We start from the raw sequence: 16,122 nt of genomic DNA on the forward strand, positions 1-16,122 counted from the left end.
CTGCGTGGCGACGCGCCCCCTCTCCTGCGACGCGCATCTTCGCTTTCGCTGCACAAAATCCCCGGCGCACCTGGTATTCCGGGTGCGCCGGGTTATTTGCGCCGCGATGGATCTTTTGCGCGTCGGGAACGACGGCGGCTCGGGCCCGGGCAGCGTGGCCCCGGCGTCACGCGAAAAGGCCGTCGCCGACGAAACCGCCCGGCTTCGCGCCGCCCGGCACCGCAAAGAGCCCCGAGCCTGTGTGCTTCAGGTACTCCACGGCCAGGGTGTCGCCCTTTGCCATCGCCATCTGCATGGGGACGTAGTGGGTCCGCGGATCGGTGACGAAGGCGATGAAGAACAGCCCGGCGTCGAGGTGGCCCACGCCGTCGGAACCGTCGGTGTAGTTGTAGCCCCGGCGCAGCATGCGGACGCCGCTGTTCTGGGTGGGGTGGGCCATCCGGACGTGGGAATCAAGGGGGATGAGCGGTTTGCCGCCCTTGCCCTGCCGGTTGAAGTCCGGCTCGGTGAATTCCTCGCCGCCGGACAGTGGTGCTCCTGTGCCCTTGGTCCGGCCGATCAGCCCTTCCTGTTCGCCCAGCGAGGTCCGGTCCCAAGTTTCGATGTGCATCCGGATCCGGCGCGCCACCAGGTAGCTGCCGTCCGTCATCCAGGCGTCCTCCGGCCGGGACGCCCGGGCCCACACGTGCTGGTCCAGCAGGCGCTCATCTTCCACTTTCAGGTTGGCGGTGCCGTCCTTGAAGCCGAAGAGGTTACGCGGGGTGTGCTGCGCGCGGGAGGTGGAGGATGTCCGGCCGAAGCCCAACTGGGACCAGCGGACCCGGACCTTTCCGAAACCGATCCTGGCAAGGTTCCGGATGGCGTGGACGGCCACCTGTGGGTCGTCGGCGCAGGCCTGGACCACCAGGTCGCCGCCGCTGCGCGCGGGGTCCAGATCGTCGCCGGGGAAGTGCGGCAGGTCGATCAGGGCCTCGGGCCGCCTGCCGTCCAGGCCGAACCGGGCCACTCCGTCCTGCTCGAACAGGCCGGCGCCGAATCCGAACGTCAGGGTCAGTTTCCCGGCGTTCAGGTCCAGGGCCTCGCCCGTGTCCTCGGGAGGGCCGCCGTAGGGGCCATCCACGGCGCCGGTTGCTCCGGCCGGGCGGCCCTCCGTCAGGGCTTCGGCCGCCTGCGTCCAGTCCTTGAGCAGCTGGATAAGCTCTTCACGCTTGGTGGTGGTGACGTCGAACGCGGCAATGTGCAGGCGGTCCTGGGCGGGAGTGGTGATGCCCGCCTGATGGTCACCGTGGAAGGGGACAACAGGGCTGTCCCCGTCTGGCGCCGGGGCGGCAGAAGCCGCGACGGCGTCATGCCCCAGGAAGCCCGCGGCGAGCCCGGCGGCGGCGCCGCCCAGCCCGGCGATTCCAAACAGGCCGCGCCTGCTCAGGCGGCCTCCCGGCGTCGGGCTTTCCCCTTTCAAAGCGTCCGTAGGTGCCTCAGCCTGTGCCTCCGGCGGTCGAGCGCCAAAGGGGCAGCCGGTCATAGGACCACCGCCGCGGTCAGCCGGGACAGCGGTTCTCCGAGGGCGTCCACCATTGCGGCGAGCCGCTGGACCTGCTCCGGGGACAGCTTGTCGTAGGACGTGAAGCCCGCCCCCTGGGCGTGCGTGGCGAGTTCGGCCTGCAGCGCGGCGAACTTCCCGTCCAGCGAGGCGGCAAGAGCGGCATCCTTCTGCTGCAGGGCCGGCTTGAGGTTCTCGAACGCGATGCGGGCGCCGTCCACGTTCGCCTGGAAGTCCCAGAGGTCCGTGTGGGACCAGATTTCCTCTTCGCCCGTCACTTTTCCGGTGGCGACCTCGTCCAGGAGTTCCTTGGCGCCGTTGCCCAGCATGTCAGCGGAGATCTCCACGGTGCGGGTGCGTTCCACCAGGTCCTTGGTGTCGGCCACCAGTTGGTCCGCGATGGCCGAGCGCCCGGCGGCGGTGAGGGCGGTGTAGCCGGCCGGCGGGAACAGGTCCTTTTCGGCGCGGTGCCAGCCGGTCCACTCCTGGCCGGGTTCCAGGTCCGCTTCACGTGCGTCAAGTTTCGGGTCGAGGTCGCCGAAGGACTCGGCGACCGGTTCGATCCGTTCCCAGTGCTGCCGCGTTGCCGCGTACAGGGAGCGGGCTTGGTCGGCGTTGCCGGCGGCGAAGGCCGCGGCGAACTGCCCGGTGCCTGCAAGCAGCTGCTCGCCCTGGTCCTTGACGTAGGACGCATACTGCGTGCTGGCCGTGTCCAGGAGTTTCTGGAAGTCCGCGTCCGCCGTCGGCTGGTCTTTTGACGGGGTCACTTCCAGCGCCGCCCTGATCCCGTCGCCCTCCATGCCCGGCTTGCAGGCGGTGGTGTACGTCCCGGCCGGGGCGGTGACCACCAGGTTGCGGCTCAGTCCCGGGCCGATGTTTTCCACCTCGCCCAGGATGCGCAGCCCGTCCGCCGCCAGGAGGTAGAACTCCGTGACCTCGGTGCCTTCGTTCTTGACCGAGAACGTGAGGTTGCCGCTGGGCACGGTCGTGGCGGAGGCCTTGCATTCGGTGTTTGAGCTGACCACGCCGATGGTGCCTCCGGAGGTGTCCGCCGCCTTGGTGTTGTCAGTGCACCCGGTAAGGACCAGCGGGACGGTGACGACGGCGGCGGCAGCCAGGGCCGGAAGCCTGGTGCTGAAGGCGTAGGGGCTAATTTTGGGCAGGGTGAGGCCAGGCATGGGGATTCCTTTGGTGCGGGTGAGGGGATTTAGGCGGCGGCCACAGGCTTGACGGGAGCCGTGGTGGCGGAGCCGGCAGGGGCAGACGGTGCTTTGCGGTTGGTGCGCAGGTACAGGAAGAGCACTGGCAGCACGTAGAGGAGCCAAGCCGCGGCTTCCAGCCACGTGGTGGCGGGGGAGAAGTTGAGGGTGCCCTTGAGGAGCGTGCCGTACCAGGACGACGGCGGGACGGCGCCGCTGATGTCGAAAGCCAGGGAATGCAGGCCCGGAAGCAGCCCGGCCTCCTGCAAATCATGGACGCCGTAGGACAGGACGCCGCCGGCGATGACGATCAGGGCGGCCCCGGTCCAGGTGAAGAACCGGGAAAGGTTCACTTTCAGGACGCCACGGTGCAGCAGGTAGCCAAAGCCGGCGGCGGCGGCCAGGCCCAGGAGGGCGCCGGCGAGCGGCTGCGTTGATTCGCCCGTGGCCTTGGCTGCCGCCCAGAGGAAGAGCGCTGTCTCCAAACCTTCACGTCCCACTGCGATGGCAGCCACCAATGCCAGGCCCCAACCGGCCCCACCGGCGGATCTGTCGACCCGCGTCTTCAGGTCGCTGCCGAGGGTCTTCGCTGTGCGGGCCATCCAAAAGACCATCCATGTCACGAGGCCGACGGCGGCGATGGACAGGGTGCCTCCGATCGCCTCCTGCGCTTCAAACGTGAGGCCCCGGGGCCCGAAGGTGAGGAGGGCGCCGAAGGCAACGGACACTGCAACCGCTGCTGCCACGCCCACCCAGAGCCGGGGGATGAGGTGGCGGCGGTCCGTTTTCGCCAGGTAGGCCATGAGGAGGACCACCACCAGGGTGGCTTCGAGTCCTTCGCGCAGGCCGATCAGGAAGTTGGCAGTCATGGTGTTCTTTCACTCAGGTAAGCCTTACTTAGGAAGGCCTAAGAAAGAGATTACCCGGCGTCGGCTATTACGCAAAACAACTGTGCCGTAATTGTCTTCCGTTACGCCCGCGACACGCAAAAAGGCTGGCGCACCTGGGATTTCAGGTGCGCCAGCCTTTCTACGTAGCGGGAATCCTCGCGCGCGTCGAAAACGACGGCGGAGGCAGAGGCTAGCTGCGGAAGTTCACAAACTGCAGGTCTGCTTCGTCAAAATCCTTGAGGAGGGCCATTGTGGCCTGCAGGTCGTCGCGGGACTTTGAGGAGACCCGGAGTTCATCGCCCTGGATCTGGGACTTGACTGACTTGGGGCCTTCGTCGCGGATCAGCTTGTTGATTTTCTTGGCCAGGTCCTGGGCAATGCCTTCCTTGATGGAGGCCTCCAGCCGGTACTCCTTGCCGGAGGCGTAGGGCTCGCCCTCGTCCAGGGACTTCAGTGAGATGCCACGCTTGATCAGCTTGGACTGGAAGACGTCCAGGACAGCCTTGACGCGCTCCTCCGAGTTGGCCTTCATCAGGATCTTCTCGCCGCTGAAGTCGATCTCGGCGCCCACGCCCTTGAAGTCATAGCGCTGGGCGATTTCCTTCTGCGACTGGTTGAGCGCGTTGGCCACCTCCTGTTTGTCCACTTTGCTTACGACGTCGAACGTTGACTCGCCTGCCATGACTCTCCTTTCGTTGATGGGAGCCCTGTGCGGGGACAGGGCCGGGATCTCTGCCATCCAGCCTAGTACGGATGCCCTGCCGCGCGGGGGTGCAGGATTCACAGTTCCCTCTCAGCGGACGCAAGGGCGGAATGAAGGAGGGGTGGCGAGAGTTGGACCAGCAGTACCGCAGTTGAAGGGAACCCCATGCACCGCAAAGCCGCCCACTACGTCACCCGGACCACAACCGCAGCGGCGGGAGTGATGGCCACGGCAGCAACCTCGGTGGCGGCGGCAGCGGTGGCGGCCTCCATCGTTCTCAGCCCGGTGGCCGATGCCTCTTCCCGGCTGGATGGCGTCCGGGCAGACCTGCAGAGGGCGGTCCAGCTGAACCAGATCACCCAGGAGCAGGCGATCAGTTTCGAAGCCAAGCTGGCCGGGCGCATTCTTGGAGGGGCGTAGGGCCTGACTTTGGCCGACATTCCGGGGCATTTGGCACGGTGTGGGGCCCGATTCGATTCTTCGCCGGAAGTTCTGTAAAGTTGTCTTGCCCGCGGTTACTGAAGCGGAAAGCGCCGGAAACGGATGCTTCCCAACACTGCATCGGCGGGTACTTCTTTTGAAGTTCGGCAGATTACCCGAGCGGCCAAAGGGGGCTGACTGTAAATCAGCTGGCAACGCCTACGGGGGTTCGAATCCCTCATCTGCCACCCACGGAAAACCTCCGGAACCATAAGGTTCCGGAGGTTTTTTCGTTGCCCGGCGACCCGCCATCACCTACTTGGCGTAAGCCAGGGCGACATTGCCCGCAACTGCTCCGAGCAGCGCGTCATGGCCATGTCCGCGGATCCAGGCCTTGAAGGTCCGGGCCCGCGGCCACGCTTGGGAATGCCGGCTTCATCCCATCCGGGTCAGTTCAGTGCGATCAGGAGCATCTGGCTGGTGCCCGGGATGCAGGTCTGCAGGATTGCCCGGGGGAAGCCGCCGAAGACCCTGATCACGTCGTTGGTGGTGCCGGGATTGGGGACGGTGCCGCGGCCGGTGGCCGTGAAGGTTCCGTAGCCGGGGATGCTCACGGTCTCACCCACGCTGATTCCGGAGAACCGGGCCCATCCGCCGCAGAAATCATGCTCGGTGATGAACAGCGAGTAGCCGTCATTGGGGGTGAAATGGATGGGCCCGATGCAGGCGTCCACCATGGACTGGCCGCCGGAGCCCGCCACGTAGATGGTCCGTACCGTTGGCGCCGCGGGCACGGCCGCGGGAGCCGGAGCCGGCGCAGCAGCGGGAGCCGGAGCCGGGGCGGGGTCGGGCGCGGACATGGCGACAGCCGGGCCGGTCAGCAGGAGGGTCTGGCCGGGATAGATGATGCTGTAGGCGGAGAGCCCGTTCGCGGCAAGCATGCCGTTCATGTCCACGCCATGGCTGGCGGCTATCGCACCAACGGTATCGCCGGGCACCACGGTGTACAGGTTTGGATCACCTGCAGGTTCGGGTGCCGGCGCAGGTGCCGGAGCGGGTTCGGGTGCCGGTGGCGCGGGTGGCGCTTCGACCGCCGGCGCAGGGGCTGCCTCGGCAGCCTGTGCGGCAGCTGGCGCGGCTCCCTGGGCCGCCACCGCGGCCACGGCGTCGTCGCGGGCGGCGGAACTTGGCGCCGGTGGTGCGGCGGTCTCTGCAACCTGGGCTGCCGGCGTCGTGCTTGCGCTGAGGGAGGCAGGCGGTGCGGCGATGGCGCCCACACCCACAGCGGCCACAACCGCCGCCGTGGCCATGCCGGCCCACAATTTGTTGCTGATGAGTGGACGGCCGGTGCTGAGGTCCGTGCGAGGTTCGTCGGTGACGAAACTCCGGCTGGAGCCGTCGGGGGAGGTGGAAATCTTCTGGTTCATGGGTAGCCCATCCGGGGACGGTCCGGCCAGGCGCTGCCTTCAGGGCACGCCAGGTCGCCGGACGGATCGAGATGTTATGGCGCCGCGGGCACCGGCACAGCTGCCGGTGGCCGCAGGCGGCGTTGGATGGAGGCCTCCGCATACCCAGAAGATACGGAGCTCCGCATGAAGGCCGGTTTCCCGGAAGCCACCCGGGAGAACCTGCCAGACGTGTCGGTCCTAGGAATCCCGAGTCTAGGAATCACGCCAAGCAGGCGGCACCAGTAGGAATTACCCGAATTTTGCGGTCCGCTACTCGCTGGCCCCGGCCCCGCTACTCAAGCCAGGGCGGCCCGATACTTGCGGCGACTGCGTACGGTGTTCCCGCAGGTCTGCGATCTCACGACGCAGCAGTGCGATCTCGGCCACGAGCTCCGCAAGCTCGACCCGGACAGGTTCCTCCACGGCCTCCGCCACCGTCTCGGCGGTATCCTCAACCCGCTGGACCAGCCAGGACGCGATGGAGGCGGTGACCACACCGAGCACCGCGATGCCGCTCATCATCAGCGCCGTGGCCACCAGCCGGCCTATGGGCGTGACCGGATACATGTCCCCGTAGCCCACAGTGGTAATGGTGGCCGTGGCCCACCAGAGGGCATCACCGAACGTGGTGATTTTGGCATCCGGCGCCCACTGTTCCACATCCAGCACGGCCAGTGAGCCCACAAAGACCAGGAGCGCCGCGGACGCCGCCACATACGTCACCACCCGGCCGCGCAGCGTTTCGCCCACGGTCCGGTGCAGGACTGACAGCAGCGTCACCAGCCGCAGCAGCCGCAGGGGCCGGAAGAACGGCAGGGCCACGATCACCAGCTCGTGCAGGTTCCGGACAAACCACTGCCGGCGGTTCTCGGCCAGCCACAGGTTCGCCACGTAGTCCAGGACAAAGACGCACCACGTCACCCACATGACGGTCTCAAGCCAGTCAGCCCCGCTGCCTTCAACCCTGCCGATGACCTGCCATGCGTACGCGCCCAGGAACACCAGCGCGGTAGCCATCAAGGGCCACTCTGCGAGGGCCCGGTAGCGTTGCTGCGTCATGGAGGAAATCCTACGGCGGTTGGCGTGCCGGCCAGCAGCCTGCAGGATGTTACCCGCGGGTAGCATTGGTCCATGCACCTGCTACTGAGAACCCTGCTTTTGCTCTTCCGGTCGAAACGGCGGCCGGCCCTCACGGTGTGGGAGGCGTCGTCGCTGCCGCTGCGCGTCCTGCCCACGGACATCGACATTGCCATGCACGTCAACAACGGCATGTACCTGTCCCTCATGGACCTGGGCCGGTTCGACCTTATGGTCCGCAGCGGCATCTGGCAGCGGATGCGCCGCCGCGGCTGGAGCCCTGTCGTGTCGGCCGAGACCATCTCCTTCCGTAAATCGCTGCAGCTGTGGCAGGACTACACCATTGAGACGCGGATCATAGGACTGGACACCAAGGCGATCTTCTTCGAGCAGCGCATGGTGGCCGACGGCGAAATTTACGCCCGTGCCTACATCGCCACCCGGCTGGTCACCAAGGCCGGGCCGGTCAGCCAGGAGGACATCCTCACCGAGTTCGGGACTCCGCCGGCGGACCTTGTGCTTCCCGAGTGGATCCACGGGTGGCGCGCCTCCAGCGCCCTTCCCGGCACCCGCACCCCGGCCCCGCACCTGTGGGGAACCAACGCCTGAAGCCGTGTGGCGCCGTCGTACTCCCCGCTATTCCTAATGACGCGGGGAGCGAACAGGGGCGACAGGCGGGGCCGCGGCGCGTAGCGTGGACACATGGCTACCCTTGACATCACAGGTGAAAAGTTCGCATCCACGATCGAAGGCAACGACATTGTCCTGGTCGATTTCTGGGCAGAATGGTGCGGCCCCTGCAAGCAGTTCGGCCCCACGTATTCCGCAGTCTCCGAAAAGCACCCTGACGTCCTCTTCACCAAGGTGGACACGGAAGCGGAGCAGCAGCTCGCGGCGGAGGCCGGTATCACCTCCATCCCCACGCTGATGGCGTTCCGTGAAAAGGTGCTGGTGTTCTCCCAGCCCGGCGCGCTGAACGCCCAGCAACTGGAGCAGGTCGTGGACGCGGTGAAGGCCCTGGACATGGATGAGGTCCACGCCCACGTGGCCCGCCAGCAGGAAGAAGCAGCCGCGGCAGCGGGCAAGCCGGCCAGCCCCCAGGGCGGTGCCCAGGACGGCACGCAGATCCCCGATTTCTAAAACCCAGTAGACGCAAAAATGCGGGGCCTCCGACAGGGAGGCCCCGCATTTTGCGCTTAACGGGTGGGCTAGACGCGTTCCACCTTGACGGGTTCGGCCAGCAGCGCGCTCAGAGACTCGTTCAGGTCCTGGACGGCGATGCCCTTGGAGTGCCTGTCCAGGTCTTCCTCGGACGCCCACTGTTCGGTCAGGACCAGCTTTTCCTCGGTGGCTTCAGTCAGTTCGTACTGGATGCAGCCTGGTTCCTTCACCACCTCATCGATCGCGATTTCCAGGGCCAGCTTGACGCGGTGGAACTCGCCTTCGTTGGGGATGAACATTGCTATCAGGTCAATGGGTGCACTCATGGATGTCACAATACCGGGCGCCGCCTGCCGTCCCGTTCCGCTGCGCCCGTTCCCGGCCCCGTCCTCCTTCTCCAGCGCCGTTCCTGTTGGTAGCGTGCCATCATGCGTGCTTATACAGCCGGGGACACTGACGTCCCGCTCCTGGCGGAAACCATTGGCGAGAACTTTGAGCGCACTGTTGCGCGCTTCCCGCTCCACGACGCACTGATCGAGGCCGCGCCGGTGCCTGGCGGTGATGCCCGCCGCTGGAGCTACACCAAGATGAACGACGACGTCGACCGGCTGGCACGCGCACTGCTCGCCATGGGTGTCGGCAAAGGGGAGAGGGTGGGCATCTGGAGTCCCAACTGCGCCGAATGGACGCTGCTCCAGTACGCCACCGCGAAAATCGGCGCCATCCTGGTCAACGTCAACCCGGCCTACCGCAGCCATGAACTTGAGTTCGTGGTCAAGCAGAACGGGATGCGCATGCTGGTCACGGCGCCGTCAGATGCCAACAGCGATTACGTGTCCATGGCACGCCAGGCGCTCCTGACCTGCCCGGACCTGCGCGGGCTCGTGTTCCTGCCGGACCACGGACTGGACGCACTGAATGCCGGCAACCCCCAAAGCGATGCGGAACTGACCTACGCCGAGCTGCTCAGGCGGGCGGACGGCGTGGCACATTCCGTCCTCAAAGCCCGCATGGCCGAACTCCGGCCGCATGATCCCATCAACCTGCAGTACACCTCCGGCACCACCGGTTTCCCCAAGGGCGCCACGCTGACGCACCACAATATCCTGAACAACGGCTACGCCATCGGGGAGCTGCTCGGCTACACCGAGCATGACCGGGTGGTGCTACCCGTGCCGTTCTACCACTGCTTTGGAATGGTGATCGGCAACCTCAACGCGCTCAGCCACGGCGCCGCCACCATCATCCCCGGGCGGGGCTTCTCACCCGCCGCCGCGCTGGAGGCAGTGCAGGATTTCGGCGGGACGTCCCTGTACGGCGTGCCCACGATGTTCATCGCCGAACTGGCGCTGCCCGATTTCGGCTCGTATGACCTGTCCACCCTCCGCACCGGGGTGATGGCCGGTTCGCTGTGTCCCATCGAGGTGATGAACCGGGTGATCTCCGAGATGCACATGGTGGACGTGGCCATCTGCTACGGCATGACGGAGACCTCTCCGGTGTCCACCATGACCCGCAAGGGGGACACCCTCCAGCAGCGCACCGAGACCGTGGGCCGCACCATGCCGCAGCTGGAGAGCCGCATTGTGGACCCCGCCACCGGGGAGGAACTGGAGCGCGGGCAGATCGGCGAGCTCTGCACCCGTGGCTACGCCGTCATGGCGGGCTACTGGAACCAGCCGGAGAAAACGGCCGAGGCGATCGATGCCGACGGGTGGATGCATACCGGCGACCTCGCCAGGATGGACCAGGACGGGTATGTGGTGGTGGAAGGCAGGATCAAGGACATGGTCATCCGCGGCGGCGAGAACATCTACCCGCGCGAGATCGAGGAGTTCCTCTACACCCACCCTTCCATCCAGGACGTCCAGGTCATTGGCGTACCGGATCCCCGGTACGGCGAGGAACTCATGGCGTGCATCATCCTCAAGCCCGGCGCGGAACCGCTGGACGCCGGGGCGCTTGCCGAGTATTGCCGCGGGCGGCTGGCGCACTACAAGATCCCCCGCTATGTGGAGGTCCGCGAAAGCTTCCCCATGACGGTCTCGGGGAAGATCCGCAAAGTCCAGATGCGCGAGGAAGCAGTGGCCCGGCTGGGACTCTAGGTATCCAGCCGGCGGCGCCGGCCCGTCCCCGCCCTGGCCACCAGGACGGCGGCCAGGGCAACCGCAGCCAGCGCCGCCACGGCCAGGACAGTGCTTCCCTTCCGCCGGTCCTGGGATGGGTTCCGGCTGCTGCCGACGGCCGCGTCATTGCCCGGAATGTTCCAATCGGACGGGGCGGGAAAGATGCCTGCCGGAAGCTTTTCCTGCTGCAGCTGCCGCCGTGCAGCGAGGCGCTCGCGGACCTCATCGTTCGGCGCGGGCACGATGGTGTCAGCGATGACCGCGACCGAAAGGTCAACGATGTAGGGCTCGCCGTAGTACGCCGAGGAGGCCACTGATTGAAGCCAGGTGCCCGGGGGTGTCGCCACGCGGTGCCGGGCAAAGGCGGCGCGGAGCATCTCCTGGATTTCGTCCAGGCTTCTGCCGTCGGCGTCCCGGGTGACCTCGAAGATGGCCAGCTGAAGCCGCACCTTTTCATCCGCCATGGGGTCCGTGGCTGACGGGTCCAGGCTTGTGACGTCCTGCCCGGTGGGATCCTGTGCGTCGGGTGTGACAGACAGCAGCTCCGAAGCGGCCGGATCTGCGTTGCGTTCGTTGGTGCTCAATGGATCCCTTTCAGTACGTCATGCCCCGGGTGGCCGGGCATGAGGCCAATGTCAGCGGACCCGGAACGGGTCAGCGTCGGCGGCCCGCAGGCTCAGTCCGTTACCGGGTCTGTCTTCGGGCCGTACCCATCCACAGTCCGGCTCAAGCGCTCCGTCGAAGAAGAGGTTACCGATCCTGACGTGGCCGTGGAACCATTCCAGGTGGCGGAAGTTGGCCGTGGCGGCGGGCGTCAGGTTGGGCTGGGAAGGGGCTTGTTGCTTTGTTTGGACCGCCCGTGCTGGAGCTGCAGGGCGCAGTGGATAAGGGGGAAGTGGCTGAAGGCCTGGGGAGTGTTGCCGAGTTGGCGCTGGTTCTTGGGATCCCATTCTTCGCTCAGTAAACCGACATCGTTGCGGAGGCCCAGCAGGCGCTCGAAGAGTTCCTCGGCTTCACGTTGGCGTCCTATGCCCAGCAGGGCGTCGACAAGCCAGAAGGAGCAGGCGAGGAAGACGCCTTCCGTCCCGGGCAGGCCGTCGTTACTGGCTTGCGGACGGTACCGAAGGACGAAGCCATCCTCCGTGAGGTGCTTCTGGATGGCGTCCACGGTACCGATCACTCTCGGATGGTCATGCGGCAGGAATCCCACACGGGGAATCAACAGGAGGCTGGCGTCAAGCTCCTTACTCCCGTAGGACTGGACGAAAGTGTTGCGGTCGCTGTCGAAGCCATGTGTCATAACGTCTTTATGGATGGTGTCGCGCAACTTGGACCAGCGATCCGCCGGGCCGGGCAGGCCGTAATGCTGGACTCCCTTGACCATGCGGTCTGCTGCCACCCAGGCCATGACCTTTGAGTGGGTGTTGTGGCGGCGGGGACCTCTCATTTCCCAGAGTCCGTTGTCGGGCTGGTCCCAGGCCCCCTCGAGGTATTCCATCAAGGCGACCTGGATATCCCAGGAATCGTCTCCCGCTCCGTGCGGCCCGGCGGCGCGGGTCAGGGAAAGCCCGTCCAGGACCTCGCCCCATACATCCAGCTGCAGCTGCGGAGCCGCGGCGTTTCCTGTCCTGACGGGTTTGGATCCCTCGAATCCGGCGAGCCAGGGCAGTTCTGTTTCGGGAAGGCGGCGGGTGCCGTCAATCCCATACATGATCTGCAGGTCGGCCGGGTCGCCCGCGACGGCCCGCAGCAGCCATTCCCGCCAGGCCGCCGCTTCATCGACATAGCCCGCGGCGAGCAGCGACTGAAGCGTCAGCGTCGCGTCGCGGAGCCAGCAAAACCGATAGTCCCAGTTCCGTGTTCCTCCCGGATCCTCCGGCAGGGAAGTGGTGGGAGCTGCCACGATGCCGCCGGTCGGCGCATAGATCAGCCCCTTGAGGGTTATGAGGGAACGCTCTACGGCATCCTTGTATTCACCTTCAATCCTGCTGCGGGCACTCCAGCCTTGCCAGAACTCTTCGGTTACCTGCAGCGCCTGGTGGGGGTCGGTCTTTTGCGGGGCCGGTTTGCTGCTGGGGAACCACCTCAGCACGAAAGGCACCTGGTCCCCGGCCCGGACAGTGAACTCGCTGATGGTTCGCATGTCCCGGCCCTCGAGCGGCGCCGCGGTGTTGAAGTAGGCCGCATCAGGGCCGGCGATGGCGCTGAGGCCGTGCTCACCGCGCCTCACCCATGGCACGATGCGCCCGTAGTCAAAGCGCAGGCATAATTCCCCGTACATCTGAACGGTGCCGGTAAGGCCTTCCACAATACGCACCATGTCGGCAGCGTCGTCGCGGATGGGCATGAAATCCGTAACCTTGACACTGCCTTGGGATGTTTCCCATTCGGTTTCGAGGATCAGCGTGCCGGGCCGATACCGCCGGCGGGTGCACTTTTGTGCGCCGGCCGGCGCCAGGAGCCACCGGCCCGCGGCGGGAGAGTCCAGCAAGGCAGCGAAGCAGGCGGGGGAGTCGAACCTCGGCAGGCACATCCAGTCGATTGACCCGCTGGTGCCGATCAGCGCGGCCGTGTGCAGGTCCCCCACGAGTGCGTAATCACTGATCTCTGACATTGTTCCCCTTCCTGATCCGTTGTGGTCAGCATTAGCGGACCTGGTATTTGTCGGCCTCCCAGGTCCGGAATGACAGCCCGTTTCCGGGCGCAGCACCGGGCCGCAGCCACCCGCCGTCGGGGTCCAGCGTTCCGTCGAAAAACAGGTTCTCGATCCTGACGTGGTCGTGGAACCATTCCAGGTGGCGGAAGTTGGGTGTGGCGGCGGCGACGGCGGCGCTGAGTTGGGGCGCGCAGTGGCCGGAGAGTTCCAGGCCGTGGGCTGCGGCCACCGCGGCGATGCGCAGCCATTCAGTGATCCCGCCGCACCTGCTGACATCGGCCTGGAGGCAGTCGATGGCATCGGCCGCGCACAGGCGCTGGAAGTAGGGGAGGCCCGTGCCGTATTCACCGGCTGCCACGTCCGCGTCCACCGCGTCCCGCACCACCCGCAGGCCGGCCAGGTGGTCGCTGGAGACGGGCTCCTCGAACCACGTCACGGCTTCGGCGCCCACCTCTCTCATGACGCGGACCGCCTGCTTTGCGGTGTAGGCGCCGTTGGCGTCGACGAACAGTTCAGTTCCGGGTCCGACGGCGGCACGGGCCTGGCGGATGCGTTCGAGGTCGCGAGGGACGTTCGTTCCGTTGTCCTGGCCGATCTTGATCTTCACCCGCGGGATGCCTTGGCGATGGGCCCACCCTTCGAGCTGGCTGCGCAGCTGGTCGGCCGTGTAGGTGGTGAAGCCGCCGCTGCCGTAGACCGCCACCTTGTCCCGGACGCTGCCCAGCAGCTTGTGCAGCGGCAGGTCCAGGAGGCGGGCTTTGAGGTCCCAGAGGGCGCAGTCGACGGCGGACACCGCGTAGGAGGCCAGCCCCGTGTTTCCGGGGTTGCGGACCGCCCTGGCCATGGCGGCGGCAGCAGCCGGGACGTCAAGGGCATCCACGCCGCGGACGGCGGGACCGAGGAGGCCTTCCACCAGGCCTGCCGCCGCGGCCGGCGCGTAGGTCCAGCCCAGGCCGGTCTTCCCGCCGCCGGCGGCCTGCACCAGCACCATGGTGGTGGAGTCCCAGCTGTAGGTTCCGTCCGCTTCGGGACCGTCGGTGGGGACCGTGTAAGCGGCCGCCTGGATGGCGGTCACGGGAGCCTCCGCAGTGGCCTTGGCCGGCCTCATGGTTCAGCCCTCCTTGTGCGGCAGGAATTCCTGGATCTTGGTCTTGACCCCTTCCTTCACCACGCCCCAGGCGCTGTCATCGCCCTTGACCATGGCTTCTGCCGTCTTCCGTGCCTGCTCCAGGGTGGCGTGCGGCGGGATGGGCGGGATGTCGGGGTCGGTCCGGACGTCCAGGAGGGTTGGCCTGTCAGCGGCGAGGGCTTTCTCCCAGGCCGGGCCGACGTCGTCGGGGTTGTCCACGTGGATGCCCTGCAGGCCCAGGCTTTCGGCGAACCCGGCGTAGTCCACGTCCGGGAGGGCCTGGGATTCACGGAAGGCCGGAACCCCGCCCATGGCCCGCATTTCCCAGGTGACCTGGTTGAGGTCGTTGTTGTGGAGGACGGCCACCACCAGGCGGGGATCGTCCCACTCACGCCAGTAGTGCTTGACGGTGATCAACTCGGCAAGGCCGTTCATCTGCATGGCCCCGTCGCCTGCGAAAGCGATGGCGGGGCGGCCGGGGTGGGCGAACTTCGCCCCGATGGCATAGGGAACGCCGGGGCCCATGGTGGCCAGGTTTCCGGAGAGTGAACCCCGGACTTCGCCGCGGAACTTCAGCTGCCGCGCATACCAGTTTGCCGAGGACCCCGAGTCCGCGCTCAGCATGGCATTCATGGGCAGGCGGGTGGAGAGCTCGGCAAAGAGGCGCATGGGGTTGACGGGATCCGCGCTGACCATGGCCTCGTCATGCATGGTTTCCCACCACCGGCTGATGGAGGACTGCAGGCCCTCCTGCCAGGAGCGGTCCTGCTTCCGGTCCAGGTGCGGGATCAGTGCCCGCAACGCTGTGCGGGCGTCGGCCACGATGTTGAATTCGTTCGTGTACCGCAGCCCGATCATTTTTGGGTCCACGTCGATCTGCACGCCCCGGGCCTGTCCCGGCTCGGGAAGGAACTGGGTGTAGGGGAAGCTGGATCCCACCGTGAGCAGGGTGTCGCAGTCACGCATCATTTCGTAGCTGGGCCTGGTGCCGAGCAGCCCGATGGAGCCCGTGACGTACGGCAGGTCATCGGGGAGGGAGTCCTTGCCCAGCAGGGCCTTGGCTACGCCCGCGCCCAGCAGTTCCGCCACCTCCCGCACCTCGGCGGCCGCCTCCCGGGCACCCTGGCCTATCAGGATGGCCACCTTGGAGCCCTCGTTGAGGAGTTGGGCGGCCCCGCGGATGGCAGCGCTGTCGGGTTCGATATCGGGCCACTTGATGCCGAGGCTGGAGGGGACCATCTTGAATTCGTGGGTGGGTGCGGCGTATTCGAGTTCCTGCACATCGGCCGGGATGATGATGGCGGTGGGGGCCCGCTGCGCATCGGCAATCCGGATGGCGCGGTCTATGACGTTGGGGAGCTGCTGCGGGACCGTGACCATCTGGACGTAGTCGGAGGCCACGTCCTTGAACAGGGTCAGCAGGTCAACCTCCTGCTGGTAGGAGCCGCCCATGGCACTGCGGGCTGTCTGTCCCACGATGGCCACCACCGGGACATGGTCCAGCTTGGCGTCGTACAGCCCGTTGAGCAGGTGGATTGCCCCGGGGCCGGAGGTGGCCATGCAGACGGCCGGCCGCCCGCCGAATTTGGCGTAACCTACTGCTTCGAACGCGGCCATTTCCTCATGCCGGGCCTGGATGAATTTCGGCTGGTTTCCCGCTTTGCCGAAGGCTGCGAGGATGCCGTTGATGCCGTCTCCGGGGAACCCGAAGACCTTGTCCACGCCCCACTCACCCAGCCGGGAAAGCAGGTAGTCAGCCACTGTAGTTGCCAT

The 16,122-nt window shown here is 66.5% G+C and carries 15 protein-coding genes and 1 tRNA gene; 5 read left to right on the plus strand and 11 right to left on the minus strand.

The features are described from left to right. Positions 1-166: 166 nt before the first annotated feature. The 4 genes from efeB to VXJ37_RS01940 form a co-directional block, all read right to left on the minus strand. Entirely contained in the window at positions 167-1,522 is a 1,356-nt protein-coding gene (gene efeB / locus VXJ37_RS01925) for an iron uptake transporter deferrochelatase/peroxidase subunit (RefSeq protein WP_331321384.1), read from the minus strand. Further along, positions 1,519-2,718, minus strand: a complete 1,200-nt coding sequence (gene efeO / locus VXJ37_RS01930) for an iron uptake system protein EfeO (RefSeq protein WP_331321385.1) — start codon at positions 2,716-2,718, stop codon at positions 1,519-1,521. The genes efeB and efeO overlap by 4 nt, the downstream gene beginning before the upstream one ends. A 29-nt stretch (positions 2,719-2,747) precedes the next feature. Then, a complete protein-coding gene (gene efeU, locus VXJ37_RS01935) occupies positions 2,748-3,608 on the minus strand; it encodes an iron uptake transporter permease EfeU (RefSeq protein ID WP_331321386.1) in 861 nt (286 codons plus the stop codon). Positions 3,609-3,819: 211 nt separating this feature from the next. Further along, a complete protein-coding gene (locus tag VXJ37_RS01940) occupies positions 3,820-4,311 on the minus strand; it encodes a YajQ family cyclic di-GMP-binding protein (protein WP_141942870.1) in 492 nt (163 codons plus the stop codon). 186 nt (positions 4,312-4,497) lie between these two features. Between VXJ37_RS01940 and VXJ37_RS01945 the strand changes: the two genes are divergently transcribed. After that, positions 4,498-4,752 (plus strand): hypothetical protein, encoded by a 255-nt coding sequence (locus tag VXJ37_RS01945; protein ID WP_331321387.1) that lies wholly within the window; start codon positions 4,498-4,500, stop codon positions 4,750-4,752. 166 nt (positions 4,753-4,918) lie between these two features. Beyond that, positions 4,919-5,000, plus strand: a tRNA-Tyr gene (locus tag VXJ37_RS01950). Between the two features lie 201 nt (positions 5,001-5,201). On the opposite strand, the gene VXJ37_RS01955 is transcribed toward VXJ37_RS01950, so the two are convergent. Beyond that, positions 5,202-6,179, minus strand: coding sequence for a LysM peptidoglycan-binding domain-containing protein (locus tag VXJ37_RS01955; RefSeq protein WP_331321388.1), 978 nt, complete (start codon positions 6,177-6,179; stop codon positions 5,202-5,204). A gap of 291 nt (positions 6,180-6,470) precedes the next feature. Then, positions 6,471-7,259 carry a potassium channel family protein gene (locus VXJ37_RS01960; RefSeq protein WP_331321389.1) on the minus strand — a complete coding sequence of 263 codons (789 nt, stop codon included), beginning with the start codon at positions 7,257-7,259 and terminating at the stop codon, positions 6,471-6,473. Positions 7,260-7,331: 72 nt separating this feature from the next. Between VXJ37_RS01960 and VXJ37_RS01965 the strand changes: the two genes are divergently transcribed. Then, positions 7,332-7,886: an acyl-CoA thioesterase gene (locus VXJ37_RS01965; protein ID WP_331321390.1), complete on the plus strand. Its 555-nt coding sequence runs from the start codon at positions 7,332-7,334 to the stop codon at positions 7,884-7,886. Positions 7,887-7,979: 93 nt separating this feature from the next. After that, a complete protein-coding gene (locus VXJ37_RS01970) occupies positions 7,980-8,417 on the plus strand; it encodes a thioredoxin family protein (protein WP_331321391.1) in 438 nt (145 codons plus the stop codon). Between the two features lie 68 nt (positions 8,418-8,485). Here VXJ37_RS01970 and VXJ37_RS01975 read toward each other — a convergent pair whose 3' ends face one another. Then, positions 8,486-8,764 carry a putative quinol monooxygenase gene (locus tag VXJ37_RS01975; RefSeq protein WP_331321392.1) on the minus strand — a complete coding sequence of 93 codons (279 nt, stop codon included), beginning with the start codon at positions 8,762-8,764 and terminating at the stop codon, positions 8,486-8,488. Between the two features lie 102 nt (positions 8,765-8,866). Between VXJ37_RS01975 and VXJ37_RS01980 the strand changes: the two genes are divergently transcribed. Further along, positions 8,867-10,543, plus strand: a complete 1,677-nt coding sequence (locus VXJ37_RS01980; RefSeq protein WP_331321393.1) for an AMP-binding protein — start codon at positions 8,867-8,869, stop codon at positions 10,541-10,543. Here the strand turns inward: VXJ37_RS01980 and VXJ37_RS01985 are convergent. The 4 genes from VXJ37_RS01985 to VXJ37_RS02000 all read right to left on the minus strand — a co-directional run bounded on the left by VXJ37_RS01985 (position 10,540) and on the right by VXJ37_RS02000 (position 16,122). Then, the gene (locus VXJ37_RS01985) at positions 10,540-11,148 is read right to left on the minus strand and encodes a hypothetical protein (protein WP_331321394.1); all 609 of its coding nucleotides are present in this window, start codon (positions 11,146-11,148) and stop codon (positions 10,540-10,542) included. The genes VXJ37_RS01980 and VXJ37_RS01985 overlap by 4 nt on opposite strands. A 230-nt stretch (positions 11,149-11,378) precedes the next feature. Continuing rightward, the gene (locus tag VXJ37_RS01990) at positions 11,379-13,178 is read right to left on the minus strand and encodes a glycoside hydrolase family 15 protein (protein ID WP_331321395.1); all 1,800 of its coding nucleotides are present in this window, start codon (positions 13,176-13,178) and stop codon (positions 11,379-11,381) included. 31 nt (positions 13,179-13,209) lie between these two features. Further along, positions 13,210-14,328, minus strand: a complete 1,119-nt coding sequence (locus tag VXJ37_RS01995; protein ID WP_331321396.1) for an enolase C-terminal domain-like protein — start codon at positions 14,326-14,328, stop codon at positions 13,210-13,212. Positions 14,329-14,331: 3 nt separating this feature from the next. Further along, the gene (locus VXJ37_RS02000) at positions 14,332-16,122 is read right to left on the minus strand and encodes a thiamine pyrophosphate-requiring protein (protein ID WP_331321397.1); all 1,791 of its coding nucleotides are present in this window, start codon (positions 16,120-16,122) and stop codon (positions 14,332-14,334) included.

The sequence above is a fragment of the Pseudarthrobacter phenanthrenivorans genome (genome assembly GCF_036455295.1).
Lineage (GTDB): Bacteria > Actinomycetota > Actinomycetes > Actinomycetales > Micrococcaceae > Arthrobacter > Arthrobacter phenanthrenivorans_C.

Coding starts and splice junctions, on each gene's coding strand:
- VXJ37_RS01990 (WP_331321395.1), bottom strand. CDS start 13,178: ATGTCAGAGATCAGTGATTACGCACTCGTGGGGGACCTGCACACGGCC.
- VXJ37_RS01995 (WP_331321396.1), bottom strand. CDS start 14,328: ATGAGGCCGGCCAAGGCCACTGCGGAGGCTCCCGTGACCGCCATCCAG.
- VXJ37_RS02000 (WP_331321397.1), bottom strand. CDS start 16,122: ATGGCAACTACAGTGGCTGACTACCTGCTTTCCCGGCTGGGTGAGTGG.
- efeU (WP_331321386.1), bottom strand. CDS start 3,608: ATGACTGCCAACTTCCTGATCGGCCTGCGCGAAGGACTCGAAGCCACC.
- VXJ37_RS01980 (WP_331321393.1), top strand. CDS start 8,867: ATGCGTGCTTATACAGCCGGGGACACTGACGTCCCGCTCCTGGCGGAA.
- efeO (WP_331321385.1), bottom strand. CDS start 2,718: ATGCCTGGCCTCACCCTGCCCAAAATTAGCCCCTACGCCTTCAGCACC.
- VXJ37_RS01945 (WP_331321387.1), top strand. CDS start 4,498: ATGCACCGCAAAGCCGCCCACTACGTCACCCGGACCACAACCGCAGCG.
- VXJ37_RS01955 (WP_331321388.1), bottom strand. CDS start 6,179: ATGAACCAGAAGATTTCCACCTCCCCCGACGGCTCCAGCCGGAGTTTC.
- VXJ37_RS01975 (WP_331321392.1), bottom strand. CDS start 8,764: ATGAGTGCACCCATTGACCTGATAGCAATGTTCATCCCCAACGAAGGC.
- VXJ37_RS01940 (WP_141942870.1), bottom strand. CDS start 4,311: ATGGCAGGCGAGTCAACGTTCGACGTCGTAAGCAAAGTGGACAAACAG.
- VXJ37_RS01965 (WP_331321390.1), top strand. CDS start 7,332: ATGCACCTGCTACTGAGAACCCTGCTTTTGCTCTTCCGGTCGAAACGG.
- efeB (WP_331321384.1), bottom strand. CDS start 1,522: ATGACCGGCTGCCCCTTTGGCGCTCGACCGCCGGAGGCACAGGCTGAG.
- VXJ37_RS01960 (WP_331321389.1), bottom strand. CDS start 7,259: ATGACGCAGCAACGCTACCGGGCCCTCGCAGAGTGGCCCTTGATGGCT.
- VXJ37_RS01970 (WP_331321391.1), top strand. CDS start 7,980: ATGGCTACCCTTGACATCACAGGTGAAAAGTTCGCATCCACGATCGAA.